The sequence below is a fragment of the Bacillus sp. SLBN-46 genome (genome assembly GCF_031453555.1).
Lineage (GTDB): Bacteria > Bacillota > Bacilli > Bacillales > Cytobacillaceae > Neobacillus.
Genome location: NZ_JAVIZM010000001.1, coordinates 60,488 through 79,742 on the forward strand (window position 1 = coordinate 60,488; position 19,255 = coordinate 79,742).

General features: G+C 39.6%; 13 protein-coding genes. All 13 read right to left on the reverse strand.

Annotated features, from left to right (window positions below; genetic code table 11):
- Positions 1–297: 297 nt before the first annotated feature.
- Complete coding sequence (locus QFZ87_RS00275) at positions 298–2,538, reverse strand: alpha-galactosidase (RefSeq protein ID WP_309856335.1); 2,241 nt, start codon at positions 2,536–2,538, stop codon at positions 298–300.
- 42 nt (positions 2,539–2,580) lie between these two features.
- On the reverse strand, positions 2,581–5,613 hold the full coding sequence (gene lacZ / locus QFZ87_RS00280; RefSeq protein WP_309856337.1) for a beta-galactosidase, LacZ type: 3,033 nt from the start codon (positions 5,611–5,613) through the stop codon (positions 2,581–2,583).
- A gap of 33 nt (positions 5,614–5,646) precedes the next feature.
- A complete protein-coding gene (locus QFZ87_RS00285) occupies positions 5,647–6,465 on the reverse strand; it encodes a carbohydrate ABC transporter permease (protein WP_309856339.1) in 819 nt (272 codons plus the stop codon).
- Entirely contained in the window at positions 6,458–7,354 is an 897-nt protein-coding gene (locus tag QFZ87_RS00290) for a carbohydrate ABC transporter permease (RefSeq protein WP_309867554.1), read from the reverse strand. Before QFZ87_RS00290 ends, QFZ87_RS00285 begins: the two co-directional genes overlap by 8 nt.
- 306 nt (positions 7,355–7,660) lie before the next feature.
- Positions 7,661–8,950, reverse strand: coding sequence for an ABC transporter substrate-binding protein (locus QFZ87_RS00295; RefSeq protein ID WP_309856342.1), 1,290 nt, complete (start codon positions 8,948–8,950; stop codon positions 7,661–7,663).
- A 185-nt stretch (positions 8,951–9,135) separates the two neighbouring features.
- Positions 9,136–10,908 carry a cache domain-containing sensor histidine kinase gene (locus QFZ87_RS00300; RefSeq protein ID WP_309856346.1) on the reverse strand — a complete coding sequence of 591 codons (1,773 nt, stop codon included), beginning with the start codon at positions 10,906–10,908 and terminating at the stop codon, positions 9,136–9,138.
- Between the two features lie 12 nt (positions 10,909–10,920).
- Positions 10,921–12,456, reverse strand: a complete 1,536-nt coding sequence (locus QFZ87_RS00305) for a response regulator transcription factor (RefSeq protein ID WP_309856348.1) — start codon at positions 12,454–12,456, stop codon at positions 10,921–10,923.
- 170 nt (positions 12,457–12,626) lie between these two features.
- The gene (locus QFZ87_RS00310; protein ID WP_309856351.1) at positions 12,627–14,027 is read right to left on the reverse strand and encodes a sensor histidine kinase; all 1,401 of its coding nucleotides are present in this window, start codon (positions 14,025–14,027) and stop codon (positions 12,627–12,629) included.
- Positions 14,017–14,691, reverse strand: coding sequence for a response regulator transcription factor (locus QFZ87_RS00315; protein WP_309856353.1), 675 nt, complete (start codon positions 14,689–14,691; stop codon positions 14,017–14,019). The genes QFZ87_RS00310 and QFZ87_RS00315 overlap by 11 nt, the downstream gene beginning before the upstream one ends.
- A gap of 143 nt (positions 14,692–14,834) precedes the next feature.
- The gene (locus tag QFZ87_RS00320; RefSeq protein ID WP_309856356.1) at positions 14,835–15,506 is read right to left on the reverse strand and encodes a PspA/IM30 family protein; all 672 of its coding nucleotides are present in this window, start codon (positions 15,504–15,506) and stop codon (positions 14,835–14,837) included.
- A 1-nt stretch (position 15,507) separates the two neighbouring features.
- Positions 15,508–15,915 carry a hypothetical protein gene (locus QFZ87_RS00325; protein WP_309856360.1) on the reverse strand — a complete coding sequence of 136 codons (408 nt, stop codon included), beginning with the start codon at positions 15,913–15,915 and terminating at the stop codon, positions 15,508–15,510.
- Between the two features lie 165 nt (positions 15,916–16,080).
- Positions 16,081–17,709 carry an ATP-binding protein gene (locus QFZ87_RS00330; RefSeq protein WP_309856363.1) on the reverse strand — a complete coding sequence of 543 codons (1,629 nt, stop codon included), beginning with the start codon at positions 17,707–17,709 and terminating at the stop codon, positions 16,081–16,083.
- Between the two features lie 176 nt (positions 17,710–17,885).
- Entirely contained in the window at positions 17,886–19,118 is a 1,233-nt protein-coding gene (locus tag QFZ87_RS00335; RefSeq protein ID WP_309856365.1) for a Zn-dependent hydrolase, read from the reverse strand.
- Positions 19,119–19,255 lie beyond the last annotated feature (137 nt).

Sequence of the window (19,255 nt, forward strand, 5' to 3'; positions counted from 1 at the left end):
TTCATCTTGTAACCCTTTTCATCTTAATTACCATTTTACTCCTGTTAGTAAAAATCTTCAATTATTTTTACTAAAATTTTTACTAAAAATTCATAAAAAATATGAATGGTGTTCATCCGGGGTACGAAGGACAAAATTCGGTTACATATCATGAAAAATGTCCTTCATCCAAGTTATGAAGGACAAAATTCGGTTATATATCATGAAAAATGTCCTTCATCCGGGTTATGAAGGACAAAATTCGGTTCGATTCATGAAAAATGTCCTTCATCCAGGGTAAGAAGACACAGGCCGTTTTTAATTTAGTGGTTCATCGGTTTTTATTAAATAAAATACATGTGATTGAAAGTCGCCTCCGCGTTCTGCACTTCGGCCATTGACCCCATTAAACTCAGTTGGCAGCGGAAGACCCACCTGCATAAGCTCATCGCCATAAAAAGTTTGATGACTACCAGCTAGCTTATAGGCTGTTGATTCATCTAAGCCACTAAGTCGCAATGTTTGCTTTTTCTGTGAATTTGGTGTCGCCAGCACCTTGTACCAGCCAATCAATGCTTCTGTCTGATTCTTGCTTACGACCATCCAAGCTGTTTCATTTCCAGTAAAAGGACTCAGCAAACGATAAAACTGGCCATCGCGGATAAGGCATCGCTGCTTTTTATAAAAAGCAACCTGCTCTTTAATGGCGGAACGCTCCTCTTCTGATAGCTTTAGCGGATTTAATTCATATCCGAATGTTCCAAAATAGGCTGTATTGGCCCTCATATGCAGAGGAGTCGTCCTTAACGTTTGATGATTCGGAACCGCCGAGACATGAGATCCCATGCTATATACGGGATACGCAAAGGAGGTTCCATACTGTATTTTTAACCTTTCAACCGCATCCGTGTCATCACTTGTCCAAGCTTGAGGTGCGTAATACATCATACCCGGATCGAATCGCCCACCCCCACCGGCACAAGATTCAAATAATACATTAGGAAACTCGCTCGTTAACCGCTCATATAATTGATAGACTCCTAGTATATACCGGTGAAAAAACTCTCCCTGCTGTTTTGGTGCTAAGTTGCAAGAGAATGCTTCTGTAATATTCCGATTCATATCCCATTTTATATAGGAAAGCTTCGTCCGTTTGATGATATCGGACATTTTTTCATAAAGATAATCGACAATTTCCGATCTTGAAAAATCAAGGACAAGCTGATTCCTGCCAAGGGTTTGCTGATGGTCATTACCAACAGCCCAATCTGGATGCATTCTATACAATTCACTATTAGGACTAATCATTTCAGGTTCAAACCAAAGACCAAACTTCATGCCAGAATCAGCAATCTTCTTAGCCAAGCTTTCTAACCCTTCTGGAAGCTTATTTAAGTCGACAAACCAATCACCTAGAGAGGACGTATCATCATTTCTTTTTCCAAACCAGCCATCATCCAGTACAAACAGTTCGATTCCTAATTCACTGGCGGATTTTGCGATGTTCACCAGCTTTTCCTCATCGAAATCAAAGTAGGTGGCTTCCCAGTTATTAATCAATATGGGCCGTTCTTGCTTTCGCCATTGAGCGGGGATTAAATTTTCCCGATAAAGAGCATGAAATGCCTGGCTCATACCATTTAGTCCTTGATCTGAATACACCATCACTGCTTCAGGTGTTTGAAATGACTCTTGGGGCTTTAATGACCACTTGAAGCCAAATGGATGAATCCCAACTGTCAGCCTGGCCGTGTCATAATGCTCCACTTCTACTTGCATTAGAAAATTACTGCTATATACAAAATTAAATCCGTATACCTCGCCTGTATGCTCCGTCGCTGATGGCCTTTTTAATGCTAAAAACGGATTATGATGGTGGGAGCTTGCCCCGCGCAGACTCGAAATAGACTGAATTCCTGTTTCTAGCTTTCTTTCCTTAACATGCCGTTCCCTTGACCATGCCCCGGCTAAGTGAATAAACTGAAATTCCTTATCAGGTAGATCGAGAGAGGCGCTCATTAATCTTTCAATAGCTAATTCCTCTTGACCATTATTTTTCAAGAGGGCACTTCTTGAAATAACTGGTTTATCAGAGAAAATAGTATAATTTAAGATTAACTCAGCTTGTAAAAACTCATCCTTTAAGATGATTTGGATGGTGCTGGCACCGCTATTTTCATCTGTATAGGTTGCCGGTAGCCCCTCAAGACGAGGCTTTCCTTCCAGCAAACGAAAAGATTCATATTTAAAATCGGGAACATGGTTTTCATTTTGTTTTGTTAAACAGATGGCAGGTTCCCGGAAATCTGAATTTCCGTAGGCAGGATATTCTTGACGCAGTGTTTCCAGACAAAAGGCTGGATCGTCAGCATACACATGACAACTTGCCGCCGTTGGAACATCGTATGTTTGCAAATGAGAAAAATCAGAACGATGACGAAGGGCCTTTCCATAATATAGATGGCCTAGCTGTCCATTCTTCATCACATGGAAAATGTAGCTCACCTGACCATTTGTTAAATGAAATTGCTGTTTTTCTAAATTCGCATGTATTTGCATAAAACTTCACCTTTTTCTAAATGGATGTCGTTTTGGAACTACCTAAATCCGCTGAATCATAAACTCAAATTCTATATCCTGGTCTGCATGAATGAGGTGTTCATCGTGAACAGGCGCACCCCAGCTGTCATCCCCGCCGACTCCCATCTGTTTGCCTGCAACCGTTACGACCGTATAGTGGACATTCGGCAGCTCGTAATGATGCCCTGCATTTTCAAGCTCGAATGCTGTATAAGGTGAAAAATTGCATTCAAGCGGCTCTAAAACAGAAGAAATCCTAATTCCCATACCATCACGGTTCGTTAGACTAACCCTACGGACTCCAGTACGATTTCCAGACTCTTGCGGCATAACATAACCTGATAGATTATCTGATACTTGGTTTTTAAAGAGACACAGTCTCGCACCTTTACAGCGATCAATATAATTCTCTTCTGGCCCCATCGCATACCACTCCAATTGGTCATAATCAGCTGGGACCTTGAAGGACACTGCAAAAATCGGCAGCTGTGGAAGATTCGCGGCTCCATGATAAACCTGTTTAACACGAACGCTTCCATCAGATAAGACAGTGAAACTGATCTTCACTTCCACTTCCGAACTAATGGCCAATTTATAGGTAAAAGTGATACACACCTGTTCATCACTTTCCTTAACCTCAACTCCTACACATGTTCGCGCCAGGCTGGCAGCATACCAAAGCCCCGAATGGTAGCCTTGAGAAAAGCCGCGGTCATTATCTGTTGTCGCTCTCCAGAATAATGGTGAAGGAGGAAGGGCAATCATTTCTTTTCCAGCATAATTCAACGAGACTAAGCTTCCGACTTGTTTTGAGAACATGATAGTGAAATCACGGCCATGGACACCAATATTGACATCCCCTTCAGCCACTCTTAAAGTTCCAGAAATTAATGCGGGCTTTTCTGTTCCTTTTACCTGAAACACATACTGTCCAAAGGCAATTTCATATCCTGCATCTGCCCAAAGTGTGGTCTCCTTCAATTTTAAGAAGGTATGAATACAATACTCACCCGAGTCTCTAACACTATCAGCAGGCAACTCAAATTCCGCTCTTCCCTCACTCATAGGCGCAACTGCCATATGAATCATGCCACGAGCCATTTCCTTACCCTCTCGGAACAGAATATATTCCAAATCATAACCGGAGGTATCGGTGAAAAGACTGTCGTTTATTACCGTTACGCCCGTTTGATCAGGTACCAGTTTAAAGTTTTGATACAAGTATTTAACTTCCTGCATTTTTGGCGATAACTCTCGATTCGCATACACGATTCCATTCGTACAGAAGCCGTAATCCGTCGGACGGTCTCCAAAGTCGCCACCGTAAGCTAAAAATTCTTTTCCGTAGCGGTCCTTCTTGATGATTGATTGATCGATATAATCCCAGATAAATCCTCCTTGATACATTGGATATTTCCGCTCCAAGTCCGTGTATTTATACATGCCGCCAAGTGAATTGCCCATTGCGTGCATATACTCGCAGCTAATGTACGGCTTCTCTGGATTATCGTTCAAATATGTTTCAATATCGGCAGGCTTTGCATACATCCTGCTTTCCATATCACTTGTATCGTTATAGTCACGGTTATGGAACACGCCTTCGTAATGGACAAGCCTGCTAGGGTCAACGCTTTTAAAATATTTAGAAACGTTCAGAATCACTTCCCCGGCATAAGATTCGTTCCCGCAGGACCAAATCAAGATGGACGGATGGTTCTTATCCCGCTCATACATCGAAATCGCTCTGTCCATGACAATATCCTGCCATTCCTGCTTATTGCCCGGAATGTTCCAGGAAGGCTCGACTGCCCCCATCTTCTGCCAAGATCCATGTGTTTCCAGGTTCATTTCATCGATCACATATATACCGTATTCATCACATAATTCGTACCAGTAGCTTTGGTTTGGATAATGCGAAGTACGAACTGCATTGATATTATTCTGTTTAAGGGTTTTAATATCCCAAAGCATGTCTTCTTTGGTTATCGCACGTCCTCTGCGGCAATTGAATTCATGACGGTTTACTCCTTTAAAAACAATCCGTTCACCGTTAAGCCGCATAATTTTATCGACCAGTTCAAATCGTCTGAAGCCGACCTTCTGTGGAATAACTTCTACTAGATTTCCAGACTCGTTAAAGACTTGAATATATAGTTTGTATAAATAAGGAGTTTCTGCACTCCATAGCTTAGGCCCATCAACAGACAGCGAAAAAGACCAATTTCCTTCACTGAAGACGCCGTCAGCTACTGTGGTCAAGCTGCCATTTTCATCGTACAACTCGGCTGTAATTTTTGACGGCGCGTGATCCGCAAGAAGTTTAAGATCCGCTTGAAGTGTCCCCTTTTTATAAGACGAATCCAATTCAGTTCGAACATGAACATCAAACACATGGACCTTTGGCACTGTATAAAGATATACATCCCGGAAGATTCCTGAGAAACGCCAGAAGTCCTGATCCTCCAACCAACTGCCAGTGCTGCGCTGGTAAACTTCAACAGCCAGTTTATTCTCTCCTTCAACTAGAAAAGGAGTTAACTCAAACTCAGACGGTGTAAACGAATCTTCACTGTAGCCAACAAATATACCGTTCAACCACACGTAAAAAGCTGATTCCACACCTTGGAATGAAATATACAAAGGCTTGTTCTCCATATGGGCAGGAACAGTAAACATCTTCACATAGCTGCCGACAGGATTATGATCGGTTGGAATTGCCGGCGGTCGAATATCGTTATGTCCGTCCCAAGGGTACATCGTATTGACATATTGCGGTTTTCCGTATCCTTGCAACTGAATATGTCCAGGGACCGTAATATCTCCCCAGCCCGAGCAATTATATTCGGAACTGTAAAACTCTTTCGGACGATGATCCGGATTCACACTATAATGAAATTTCCAGTTTCCATTCAATTCGTACCGCATTTTCATTGGAGCAGCATTTCTTGCTTCCTCCAGCGTCTCGTAATAAGTGTGGTCTGAATGGGCAGGAAGCCTGTTTACGGCGAATACATTCAAATCTGAAAGCCAATCTATCGTTGGAATAATCGTCATTACCTATTACACTTCCTATCTACTTTTTTATCACTATTTCACAGACCCCATCATTCCTGCAACAAAATGTTTTTGCATAATGAAGAAAATGATTGCCGCAGGCAGGGTTGCAATCACAATGGCTGTCATAATCACGCCAAAGTCAGGAGAGTAGCTTGAGCCAAGGTTAGAAATCAGCAGGGGAATCGTCTGATTTTCAGGAGATTGCAAAATAACAAGTGGCCATAGATAGCTGTTCCAGCTGGCCATGAACGTAATAATCGCTGCTGCAGCATAGGTTGTTTTCATCGTTGGAACATAAATTCTAAAAAAAACCCCCAATTCGCTTAATCCATCAATTCTCCCAGCTTCCAATATTTCCTTAGGGAACATTTTCGTGCTTTGTCGAAAGAAAAAGATAAGAAACGCAGTAGTAACCGTTGGTAAGATAACAGCTGCCAGCGTATCGATGCCAATCAGCGGAAACGATTGTGATATCGTTCCAAACATCCGGAACAATGGAACCATTAACGCTGCAAAGGGAATCATCATGGAAAGAAGCAAAAAGTTGAATAAAAAGTCTTTTGTCCGGCTTTTAAAAATTTCAAATCCATACCCAGCCAATGAGGCAATCAGCATAGCAAGAACCGTAGTGATAATCGAGATTTTTGTTGAGTTGATTAATGCCGGTACAAGGTCAACCGTATCCAACAAGTTGTGAAGATTCTCCATAAAATGACTACCTGGTATTAATCTTCCCTTCGTTACATCCACTGACTTGTTGGTGGAACTGACAATCATCCATAAAAACGGGAATATTGAGACAATAGAAGCGATAATAAGGACTGTATAGCTGAATATCCGTTTACTCATTTTTATCACCCGCCACTTTAAACTGTATAATCGAGAAGATGACAATCATAATGACAATGGCGTATGAAACAGTAGCTGCATAGCCAAAATCAGGGGTATATTTAAACGATAAATTATAGATGTATTGAGAAATCGTCATCGTCGCGTTTCCCGGCCCGCCTTGAGTAATATTCATGACTTCATCAAACAATTGAAGCGTACCAATAGTTGAAGTGATAGAAGTAAATAAGATAATGGGCTTGAGCATCGGTATCGTAATTTTGAAAAATTGTTGAATAGATGAGGCTCCGTCGATTTTCGCCGCTTCATAAATAGATTCATCGACGTTTTGCAGAGCAGATAAATAAAAAATCATGTTATAGCCAGTCCATCTCCATGTAATCGCTACAATGATGGCAATTTTAGCCCAAAAGGGATCTGTCAGCCACTCGATTGGTGCAGAAATGAGTGAAAGCTTCATTAACATAATGTTGATCATACCGTCATGTCCAAACAGATATTTAAAGATAACCGAATACGCAACAAGCGAGGTTACGCATGGAAGGAAAATAGCTGTGCGGAATAACCCCTTATACTTCAGTGTTTTATTATTCAATAAAACAGAAAGGAATAAAGCCAGAATGATCATGATTGGCACTTGAATGATGAGATAAATGACCGTATTTTTCACTGTCGTTAAAAATGTTGGATCCTTCAATAAGCGTGCATAATTATCAAAACCTGTAAAAGTCAGGTTTGCGCCAGTACCAGATTGAAAGGATAATATGAGTGCTTGAAGCATTGGATAGAAATAAAATAAGCAAATCATGACAGATGCAACGATCACAAAGGACCAGCCGATTACAGCATTTTTCGCTCGATTTTTCCTGCCTGACTTCACTGTTTTTATAGCCTGGTTTTGATTTACTTTAGCTGTTATCACTTAGATCAACCCCTTACCTTGGTAATAAGAAAAGCGGAAGCGCCTTGTCCAGCCCCGACAGGCAAATGTTCTTCGGTAAGAAAATTCCCTCTTTTGACTTTTATTGCCGAAGGTTATTTGACCCGAGGGGCTAGGCGCTGGAGCCGGACAATAAAAGAAACAGCCTTAGAACGAATCGCCTGATAAAACAGTTAGCTCCGTTCCGATAAACCGTACAGGAGAAGCCGGCGAATTTTCCAAGGCTTATTTCTTTATTATTTTTCAATGCTAGACTTATTTAATTTGTTCTTCTGCTTGTTTTTGAGCGTCTTCTAACACCTTATCAAGGTCTTTCCCCTTCAGGTAATCCTGCATTCCCACAGCCAAAATGTCCTCAATTGCATATGTGTGTAAACCATAGTTTACTTGTGGAATTTGTTCTGTCCAGTTAGCAAAATCAGTAATGATTTTTTGTCCGCCGAAGAAATCATCTGCTGCCTTATAGGCTTCACCTTCAGCTGCTGGCTTGTAAGTACCAATGGCACCAATTTCTTTATTCAAAGTCTGGTAAAAATCAACATTGGAACCAAAGGTTTTCGCAAGGAAATCAACGGCTTTTTCTTTACCTGGAACGTTAAGTACGTACCAAGAGCTTCCTCCTAAGTTTGAAGCGTTAACTGAATTTGGAATATCAGTTTGTTTTGGCATTGGTACAACTGCCCACTTACCAGCTTGAGAAGCTTCAGACTTTATGGAAGGCGTGATCCAGTTCCCTGTTGGAACAGTGGCAACATCACCGCTGTTAAAACCTGCTACAAATTGACTCCAGTCAGACACAGGTTTTACTAAATCAGCATCTAAGATCTCTTTATATGTTTTGAATGCTTCTTTTAAAGATGCATTACCTGCAATATCAGGTGTCACTCCATCATTCTTTAAATACCATGATCCGCTTGTCTGAATCATCATGCGAATCAATCCAAGGTCTTTTGGATCCTGTGTGAGCATCGCTTTGCCTGTTGCTTTTTTTACTTTCTTTCCTACTTCAATATATTTCTTCCAATCGATATTTTTTAAGTCATCCACTTTATAGCCGGCTTTTTCTAAATAATCCGTTCTAACATATAATCCCGTTACGCCTGTATCGAATGGAAGTCCGTAGTTCTTCCCATCCAAACTGGTTGGAGCCATTTTATACTTAGCGAAATCTTCTGATTTAAAAGAACCAGTTAGCTCCTGGAACATATCCGGATACGCCTTCAAAAAGCTTTGTGCTCGATAGTCTTCAATTAAAACAATATTAGGCAAGCCTTTAGTCGTTCCAGAACTTAAGCTGGTGTTTAGCTTTTGTACAATGTCTGCCTGAGCATTTTCAACCACTTTTATCTTAAGATCAGGGTTTTCAGATTTATAGGCTTCTTTTGCTAGATTCATTGCTTTAATGTTAAAATTCGGGTCCCAAGCCCATACGGTAATTTCTTTCGTATCTTTTGACTCGCCTGAAGCTTGTTTATCCTTTGATCCGGAAGAACAAGCAGTTAATAGCAAAATACTTACTAAAAATAGTGCTAATACTTTTTTCATCAATATTTCCCCCCAAGCGTATCTAATGTATTTTTGTAAGCGTTATCTACCTTACAAGTACTATGGTAGCACCTGCTGGGGCTTTATCGTTAGGACGATATTTTTAAGAGTTGGTAATATTTTTACATATTGAACACGCTTTCATTTTCTTGGATTTGCACTATTTTTAGATTTTATGATTTTTTTTACTTCACCGTACAAGGAAGGGTAATTCGAACCTTTGTCCCCACGCCCGGGTCACTGGAAATGGTTACTCCGAATGCTTCTCCATAAATAAGCTGAATGCGCTCATGGACATTCCGAACGCCAATGCCAGAAAATAGCTGTTGATTCCGCTTTGTACTCGGAAGTTTATTTTCTGCCGAAACTTCCATTCCATCTCCGTTATCGACCACTTCGCAAATTAAGCTGTCACCCTCCTGCCATACAAGGACATTTATATAGCCATTTGCCTTTTTATTAAAACCATGAAAGAAAGAATTTTCGATAAAGGGCTGTAAAATTAATTTCGGTATTTGATATTCCCTGCAATCCGGTGAAACAAAATAGTTCACTTTTATTCGATCTCCATACCGCTTTTGATTGATTAACACGTAATTCTTTAAGTTCTCTACTTCCTGCTCAACTGTAATGGTTTCACTAACATTGCCAATTGTATTCTGCAACAAGGATATAAGGGCATTAATCACTGACTCGGTTTCTTCTTTCACACCCTGCTGGACCATGAATTTAATGGAAGTCAATGTATTGTATAAAAAATGAGGATTAATTTGCTGCTGAAGAGCAGCCAGTTCGGCGTTTCGCTGTTGTTTCTGTGCCAAAACAAGTTTTTCAACATAATCATGCAGTTCATCGAGCATTGAGTTAAAGGCGTTGCCAATTTGTCTCGTTTCATAAGTTCCTGTAACAGCAACGTATTGGTGGAAGTTGTGTTTAGGGGCATTCCCTATTTGCTTTACCAGCCTCGAAAGCGAATTTGTTACACGTCTTGAGGCCAAAAAGACGATAATTAGGGCAGCAAAAACAATCCCCATGGAGATCAGGACAATGGCCTTTTTATTGATTAAATCGCCGACTGCCCTTTTCTTATCAATAATATTGAAAAGGAACATATCGAAGGATGGTAGATATTCCATCGTAATAATTTGATCCTTTCCCATAAATTTTCCGATGATATAATCGTTTGATCCCTTTTCTATTTTTGTTGCATAGGTTACAAGCTTTTCATCCTTTTTCCCGATGAGCTTCGATAAGTTACTCGACACGATCACTCCCTGTCTGTCTGCCATGACAACATTATTCCCAGGGGTGGTATAGCTCGAGTAAAACTTTCTGAAATCTTTCTCTTGAATGGCAAAATACATCGAACCATAAATTCTTCCTGATAGACGGTCCATTAGCGCTTTAGAGGCAACAATGACATTTCCATCGCCTGCCTCTGAAGTTTGACCTGGACGGTGGTCATATTGATACAAAAGCCTCTTCGGCGATTTGAACGTATTACGAGTCAAAGCACTATTCTCTAGTTCTTCATCTGTAATTGGCCAGTAATTGCGATCGGTTGCGTAGCTAAGTCCGTTATTCCCTGTAACAATGATTTCAACCTCGTAAGCGTCCAAATTGGATTTAATATGCTTCATTTGCTGGCTCATCGTAAAAATGGCATTCATTTTTTCCATATTTGAGCCTTCTTCTGTTAGGATTTTCTTGAGATTTCCGCTTTGAAGGAGGTTGTTAGACGCAATTATGATCGAATAATTAAAAGACTCAAAGCTCTCTTTCACTTGATTCATCACTTTCGAGTTCGTAATGCTGAACTTTTCAAAAAAGAATTGCTCCGACATGCGAATCGTTGTCCATGTAATCGTAACCGATACAATGACAATCATCAGAACGGCAATGAGAAACATAGTGATAAACAGGTTGTTATGTTTAAAACGATTTGGAATAAGCCACATGGATATCATCTCTTATCTTAAGGTTTGTTTTCGTCTGTATTGGCTTGGTGATACTCCCTTAATTTTTTTAAATACCTTACAAAAATAACTGTGATCAGAGTAGCCGACCATTCCGCTGATTTCAGATATAGATTCCGTATTCTTAATTAACAGCTTAGTTGCTTCTTCAATACGAATTTTATTTAGATATTCAATAAACCCTTCATTATTATGCGTTGAAAAATAATTTGATAGGTAAGAGGGATTAAAATGAAAGTGCTTAGCAACTTCTGTAAGGGTAAGCTGCTCGGCATAATGGTCCATGATATATTCCATCAGCTTTTTCATATTAAAATTTTCCGAATGCTCGTCTATTGCAAATAGGCATTCATTTGCTTCTTCTATAAAACGCTCTAATAGTACTACCGCTTCTTCTGCAGTGCGTACTTCATCAAAAGCTTTAAAATACGAATATTTTGCATTCTCTAGTTTTTTCACTTCATATTCCATATTACTTAGAAGAATCGTTATGTTAAAAATGATGTTGCTAAAAAAAGCTTTGTATTCAAAAACATCTGTTGTATACCATTTTGAATAGGTTCTAACATGCTCTTTTAAATAATTAAAAGCAGAATCAAAGTGTCTCCTTTTCATTTCACCAGTAAACCAATCCAAATTAAATTTTTCAAATTTATGAGGAAGTTCTGGAAGGTCCGCGTCCGATAAAATGTATCTATTAGGAAGATAGAATTGGTACATTAATAGTTTTGAGAACTGCTCTTTATAAATACTCCCCAAATGAGCTAACTCTTGAAACACCTCTGTTAAGACAAATCTTACCCCCTGCAGCTTCGTTGCAAGCTTGTTAGCTAGTTTAACCACGTTGGTTATATCGTTCTTAGTTAAATTAAGGAGATAAACAATGGTATGTTGATCATGTTTAAAACTATAATATTCTATCTGGTTTAAATCCTGGCCCAGTGCTCTATCTATATCACTTTTTATAGTAGTTTGGATGGTTTCCTCTCCAGTAACACCCAACAAACAGTAGTCGCTATAAGGGAACGCATTCTCTAATCCAGCTGATTTAAAATTGACTTCATATCCAGAAAGTAACTTATCAAGGAAATAGTCGATGGAAGCACCCTGGTTCACTTGCTTATCTCTTGTTTGGAAGGATGCAATTCTGCTAGCCGCTTTCTTCAATACCTTTAATAGCCCATTTGCATCAAGTTTTGGCTTTAATATATAATCAACCACGCCACTTTGAAATGTAGATCGTACATAATCAAATTCTCCAAAACTGCTCAGGATAATGATTTCAATTTCAGGATATTTCTCTTTAACAATTCTTGTTAGTTCTTCCCCGTCCATGATTGGCATCACAATATCTGTTATTAACACATGAGGTTGGGTTAACTCAATGAGTTCTAATGCTTCTTGTCCATTCGAAGCCTCTCCAACGATCAAAAATCCTTCTTGTTCCCAGTCGATATAGTGTTTGATCCCTTGCCTAATTAGCATCTCGTCATCTACAATAAGAATTCTGCATTGTCCCATTGATGTCATCGAATCCCTCCTTCAGATAGCAATATCCTCTAGTTTTAAAGATTTATATTCCTATTCTATTATAGAACATATTATTTGAAAGCGTTTTTTATATATTACCTTCTATTACAAATTTCATAGACTAGCAAACATAAAAAGATGCCCGAATTCTTCAGACATTTTCTTATTCTCTACCCACCTAATGGGATCCGAACGGTGAAGGTGCTCCCTTTGCCCATTTCACTGGATACATGAATGCTCCCTTTGTGCGTGTCCACAATCCACTTGGCAATAGAAAGTCCCAGACCATGCCCACCCATTTGCCGTGAGCGAGATTTATCTGAACGATAGAAACGTTCAAAGATCCGTTGATAATCCTCTTTTTTAATGCCGATCCCTGTATCCTTAACAGTCATACACAACTGATTCCCTTCATTGGATAGGGCAACTCGGACCTCCCCTTTTTCTGGCGTGTACTTTATCGCATTATCTAAAAGAATATAGACTAATTGGGAACATCTATGAAAATCACCAACTACCATTTGTGGATCCGGTGCAGCGAAATGGAGTGATAGTTGTTTTGAATCGGCAAGCGGCCGGACAGATTCTATCGTTTTTTCAATTAGCTGGGTCCAATCAAATTTTTCTAGTTTGAGCTCTACTGCATTTGAATCTGATCGGGCCAAGGTTAACAAATCACTTACCAAATGCGTCATCCGCTTCACTTCCTCTTTCATATTAGTAAGCATTTTCCAAACAGGGTCCTCTTTTGCAGGTTCGATCGTCATTTCCAACGCATCAACGGACGATAACAGGACACTTAAGGGTGTACGTAACTCATGCGAAGCATCTGCTACAAATTCCCGTTGTCTCTTAAAAGCAAGCCTAATCGGACCCATAGCTTTTTTCGACATGACTGAACTCATATAGAGTGCTACTCCAAAAAATACGATTCCAATAGCCACGAAAATGAATAGAAGCCAGTGGAACAATTGGTAGGCAAAAGAGATGTCCTTTCCAATATACAACTGGCCAATATATTTTCCTTTATAATAAATCGATTTATTAGTAATCATGAGACGAAAGTCTTTTTCAGCCTCAGGCACACGAAATTCCCCTCGATTTCCCCTTCCTTTTGGATTACCGGCTATATGCAGTGTTTCCTTTCGGATTTCTCCGTTATATGAAACTTGTACGGTTACCAGTCGTTTCAGTTCTGGACGAAGACGTTGGTCTGCTTCGTTGCCCATCACCATTTCTCCGTTTGGACTGACCACGTAATAAAAAAACTGATTCACGCCCGCAAAAACGACCTCTTGATTCGACAAATCCTGCAGGTCACTTTGGTCCTTTTTCAATAAATAATTCTCAATAATGCCAGCTTCCTGTTGCACTAATGTCTGGAGCTCTTGCTCCTGATTTTTTAGTATCACTACATAGAGCACGGAATACACAATCAAAATAAATAGGGCTAGAAATACCATAAGAAGTCCGCTATAAATACGTGTCAACTGACCTTGTGTACTTGTAAAAACATCCTTATCACCACGGGTGGACAAGAAACGAGAGAAGAAGCCGGGATTAGCATTCACACTTATATCCCACCCCTCTTATACTTTGAAGCAAGTCTTGTTTTCCAAGGCTATCTAATTTTTTCCGAATCAACTTAACGGTAGCATCGATTGTTTTAAGAGATACATCCGTGTCTAGACCCCAAATACGCTCAAGAATCATTTCACGTGGCAGTACCTGTCCTTTATTTTGAACCAAAAGGTTTAATAGCTGAAATTCGCGCGGACTTAATTGGATTTCATGACTGCCCGAGCGGACTACATGGCTTATGCGATGGAGAACCATATTGTGAATTTCGATTTCGTCTTCAAGGATTGGCGCATAGTTCCTCCGTGAAAGGGCACGTATCCTCGCTAACAGTTCATCGATTTCAAATGGTTTGACAAGATAGTCATCCGCTCCGGAATCGAGTCCTTCAATTCGATCCTGAACGGAATCTTTAGCTGTTAGCATGAGAATGGCACCGGAATATCCGTGTTTCCTGAGACGCTGACAGACTTCCACTCCATCACCGTTTGGCATCATCCAATCCATGATAATCACATCATAATTGGCAGACTTTGCATAATAGTAGGCATCCTCTCCTTCCGTTACCCATTCCACATGGAATCCGCCCTTTTTCTTCAGCATATATTCAATTAACTCACCCAGTTTGGCATCGTCTTCAGCTAATAAGATATTCATAGTCATAACTCCTTTACCTTAATTTTCCTAATCACGACCACTATATCTTGAATCCTATCAAGCCAACCTTAAAGAATACTTAAGATGCAAAGAAGCACCCCAAATTATTGAGGTGCTTCTCTTTCTACCTTTCGTTCAGCCAATTAAACTAGTGCAACTTTTTCATTTTTTAGCTTCTCCAGTTCTTTATTTAATTCCTCTTCGTCAACAAACTGATTAGCTGTTGCATCCAACGAAGCTATTGGAGTGGAAAATTGATTACCTGCCTGTACTTCAGCCTCCATCATTAAAATTTGCCCTTCTACCCGTGCAATACCTCTAGCAATTGTATCTGTTTGGAAGGACACCGTTGCCTTTTGAATTTGCTTCGTGGATAAAGCAACATTTGCTCGAGAAGCTAAGAGAATTTTTTTATGCTGCATTTGGTTATACGTTTCTTTCAACTGTTCTATTTTTTCTTTTAGAAGTTGCGTTTGTGTTTTAATCGCTTCAGCCTGTTCTTGATAGAGGTGAAGCTGTTTTTCAAGTGCTAGCTTTTCCTGTACAGCTAATTTTGCTATCCCATCCTCACCTTGCTCAATCGCGAGCTTTGCCTGACGGTTTCTTTTGTCTACAAAAGCTTGAGTTTCAGAAAGGAGAGCAGCCTGTTTTTTCTCAACAAAAATTTGACGTGCTAATGCTTTCTGTCCTTTTACAATTTCCTGTTCCATTTCTCGTGAATATTCATTCAACATAGCAATTGGATCTTCGATTCCATCTAATAGTCCATTCATTTCTGCCTTTGTAATCGTTTTTATTCTTTTAAAAATACCCATTTTAATCATTCTCCTTTTTAGTCATTATTGTTTTTTCCCACTGATCTAATAATTGGCTGTTTTGGTTAGCCACTGGTGTATGTGAATCCATTAATGGTGTATCAATAAACTGTTGCATGGAAGAAGCTTTTGCTTTTGTTCTAAACCATCTGACAAGGAAGAATAACACAGCTAGTCCTATTAAAAGCAATAACCATGAAAATCCTCCTCCAGGATGAGGGCCATTCATGAATGAATGAGAGCCGAATCCTCCTCGTGTTCCCATTCCACCTGGTCCATGTCCATGTCCGTATGGCCCAGCGGCAAAGGTGCTTCCTCCTCCTAGAAGATAGTGGAGGACGTTAAATGCCACTATCACAGCAGCCATCATCACACCCCAGAACACTCCTTTTTTCATTTTCTTATTCATTTCTCTTTCCTCCTTTCAACTTGATACTTGATGTCTATTAGAGAACGGTGAAAACTTGGTGAAAGACTAGCTTTTTTGAAAAAATTTTTTTTACAAAAAAATAGACTCTCCCGTCAGACGGAAAAGTCTTTGACTATCTCTATTAAATTGAAGTTGTTCAATCTCTTAACTGGCCAATGGCAGTGTAATCTCTACCAATGTTCCTTCATTCATTTTACTCTTGTATAAAATACTGCCATGGTGCTGCTTAAGTATTTTATGACAAATCATGATTCCTAGGCCTGTTCCCTTTTCTTTTAAGCTATAGAATGGCTCGCCTAGACGAGGAAGAAGCTCTTCAGGAATACCGCAGCCTTGGTCTTGAACAGAAATCAGGCACTCTCCTTCTGCACTCTTTCGAAGGTCAATGCTAATTTCTCCTCCATCCTTCATGGCCTCCATCGCATTTTTTAAAATATTGAGGAATACCTGCTTTAATTGATTCCTTTCACAAGTAATAAACAAAGCCGTATTTTCCACTTTTAAATTAATTTGAATACCATTCATCAGCGCTTCTGGTGACAGTAACTCTAATGTATCTTCTAGTAATTCTCGCAAATCAGTCCGATTTAATTGCACTGCCTGCGGCTTTCCTAAAGAGAGTAATTCGCTGGTAATACCCTCAATCCGCTCTAATTCTGTAAGAAGCAAGCGGTCAATTGTGGTATTCTCTCCCCGATAGAGTTGGAGGAAGCCTTTGATTGTTGTTAAAGGGTTTCTGATTTCATGCGCTACTCCCGCAGCCAGTTCCCCGACAATAGAAAGCTTCTCTGATTGCAGTAGGAATCCCTCTGCTTTTTTCCGTTCAGAAACATCTCGACTGATAATAACAATATGCTCGACTGATTGTCCTTCTCCTTTAACAGGCATACATCGGGACTCAAATTCTATATAATGACCTTCCATGTGTTTCAAACGGAATTCTAACGCTTGAGATTCTTTCTGCTCAAACATGGTCTTTATTGTGTTTTTAAAAAGAGAGACGTCTTCCGAATGAATGAACGTACATAATTCGAATTTTTCTAATTCGCTAGTGTGAAAACCTAAAACAACTTCATGGGAAGGGGAAAAGTAACTGATCGAGTGATCCTTATTCATCACCATGATCAGGTCTGATGTATTTTCAGCAATAAGCCGGTATTTCGATTCGCTTTCTCCTAACATTTTATACATATCAGACAGCCTATTATTTAACCTGTGGAGCTTTACATAGGACTCAATGAGTAAAGCTCCAATGACCACTCCTAACATCACAAATAATATATATTGAAGGTGAAAGAATGGCTTGTCTCTAAACACATTAAATAGAAACGGAACGGTGACTATGTAGATGACCAAATAGGTTGCAAAGAAAATGGCACTCTTTTTAATGGAGGTCAACCGCGAAATATACCTATGGATTATTGAAAAACTAATCATAATGATTGACCAGCCAATAATTGCCGGCATCCATTGACCACTTGAATACAATCTTATGAGTAATGAAAAAATCCCAGTAATGAATCCCGCAATTGGTCCAAGGTAGGAAAAAACCAGGATAACAGGAGCGTACCGTATATCGTAAGAATAACCACCCTGGTGAATGGATAATAAAACAAGGATAATTGAAACAATTCCCCCATATAAACCCACCCAAAATTGAACCTTCTTAAAGGGTTTATGATTGATGAATGAGCGTATTACTAGTGGCAAACTAACCATGAGTGAAAATATTGAGAGATTCATAATATAGTCTAAAAGGATCACTGATTCCACCTATCCCTTGTTAAAATCTTACTATTTTCTCTTATATTAAACTAGAATATCCACTATTGCTATAAGGAAAATATATATTTAGTTGGTATTTTTGTCCATATAATATAAATGGTCAAAAGATAGAAAAAGACCTTTCCGCCGCTGCGAAAAAGTCTTTGAAATATTTATAAGTGAACCTATTTTGATAATAAAGAAAGCACAGTGTCTAAAATAACATTCACACCTTTTTCACAGTCTTCCCACGTCGTCCGTTCTACCTCGCAATGGCTCTTTCCATTGATACTTGGCACAAACAGCATGGCGGTCGGAACATAGCTGGCAATAAATTGAGCATCATGCCCTGCACCGCTAACCATTCGTTTGTTGGAGTATCCAAGCGACTGGGCAGATTCCTCTAAAAGTTTGCAAATTTCCGACTCAAACCAAACCGTATCCCGCTCCCATAGTTTAGTAGTCTTAATCTCACAACCTTCATTATCTGCGAATTGAGAAAGCCCATGAATGAAATCTTTAACGGAATTGACGATTTCCATATCTTTATGCCTTGCCTCAAGAGTAAAAATCACTTTATTTGGGATAACGGTATGGATACTTGGATATACGTTCACTCGACCGATGGTAAATACTAACTCTTCATCCAGGCTGCCTAAACGTTGACGGATTTCATTAATGAGGTTGTTCGTTGCGAAAAGGGCATCCTTTCGCATATTCATTGGTGTAGTGCCTGCATGGTCGGATTCTCCTGTTACTTCTATTTCATAACAGCACATCCCAACCACACATTCGACAACACCAATGGTGAGTGCCTCTTTTTCTAAAATAGGCCCTTGTTCAATATGCAGCTCTAAAAAGGCAGTCGCTTCTTTGAGGCGATTGTCTACCTCACCCTCATATCCGATGGCCTTTAATGCCTCTCCAAAAGTGGTACCCTCTGCATCTTTCTTTTGCACCATGACCGATTTATCAAATTTCCCAGATAGGACACCAGAAGCCATCATAGAAGGCTCGAATCTTGCCCCTTCTTCATTTGTAAAATTAACAATAGTAATTGGAATTTTTGGTTTGATGTTATTTTCTACAAGTGTTCTAACTACTTCTAAGCCGGTAACTACTCCTAGAACACCGTCGAAGCGCCCACCTTTTTTCACGGTATCCAAATGGGAACCTATTAAAATAGGAGGTTTATTTTCGGTTCCCTCCAGTGTGGCATACATACATCCCATATCATCTACTTTGACCGACATCCCTAACTCTTCGCAGCAGGAGCGAAAGTAATCTCTGACACGGCGATCTTCCTCTGATAACGACAATCTTGTAACCCCATTGTTTTCTGTCCGACCAAAATCTGCAAATCGTTCCAGTTCCTTCATCAGTCTTTCCCCATTAATCAATAGCTTTTGTTTTTGCATATACAACACTCCTTTTTAAATAATGAGATTACGTCTGTTTCCATTACTGTTTTATTTAATCTCATGGAGGTGAAAAGCTTAGGTTGGTTTAGTTGAAGCTTGACGGAAATGGATCATGTTACCTGTTTAATTATGTA

Excerpts from the sequence above, each read along its gene's own strand:
- lacZ (WP_309856337.1), bottom strand. The coding sequence starts at position 5,613 with ATGACGATTATTCCAACGATAGATTGGCTTTCAGATTTGAATGTATTC.
- QFZ87_RS00315 (WP_309856353.1), bottom strand. The coding sequence starts at position 14,691 with ATGAATATCTTATTAGCTGAAGACGATGCCAAACTGGGTGAGTTAATT.
- QFZ87_RS00285 (WP_309856339.1), bottom strand. The coding sequence starts at position 6,465 with ATGAGTAAACGGATATTCAGCTATACAGTCCTTATTATCGCTTCTATT.
- QFZ87_RS00335 (WP_309856365.1), bottom strand. The coding sequence starts at position 19,118 with ATGCAAAAACAAAAGCTATTGATTAATGGGGAAAGACTGATGAAGGAA.
- QFZ87_RS00300 (WP_309856346.1), bottom strand. The coding sequence starts at position 10,908 with ATGTGGCTTATTCCAAATCGTTTTAAACATAACAACCTGTTTATCACT.
- QFZ87_RS00275 (WP_309856335.1), bottom strand. The coding sequence starts at position 2,538 with ATGCAAATACATGCGAATTTAGAAAAACAGCAATTTCATTTAACAAAT.
- QFZ87_RS00295 (WP_309856342.1), bottom strand. The coding sequence starts at position 8,950 with ATGAAAAAAGTATTAGCACTATTTTTAGTAAGTATTTTGCTATTAACT.
- QFZ87_RS00320 (WP_309856356.1), bottom strand. The coding sequence starts at position 15,506 with ATGGGTATTTTTAAAAGAATAAAAACGATTACAAAGGCAGAAATGAAT.
- QFZ87_RS00325 (WP_309856360.1), bottom strand. The coding sequence starts at position 15,915 with ATGAATAAGAAAATGAAAAAAGGAGTGTTCTGGGGTGTGATGATGGCT.
- QFZ87_RS00305 (WP_309856348.1), bottom strand. The coding sequence starts at position 12,456 with ATGACATCAATGGGACAATGCAGAATTCTTATTGTAGATGACGAGATG.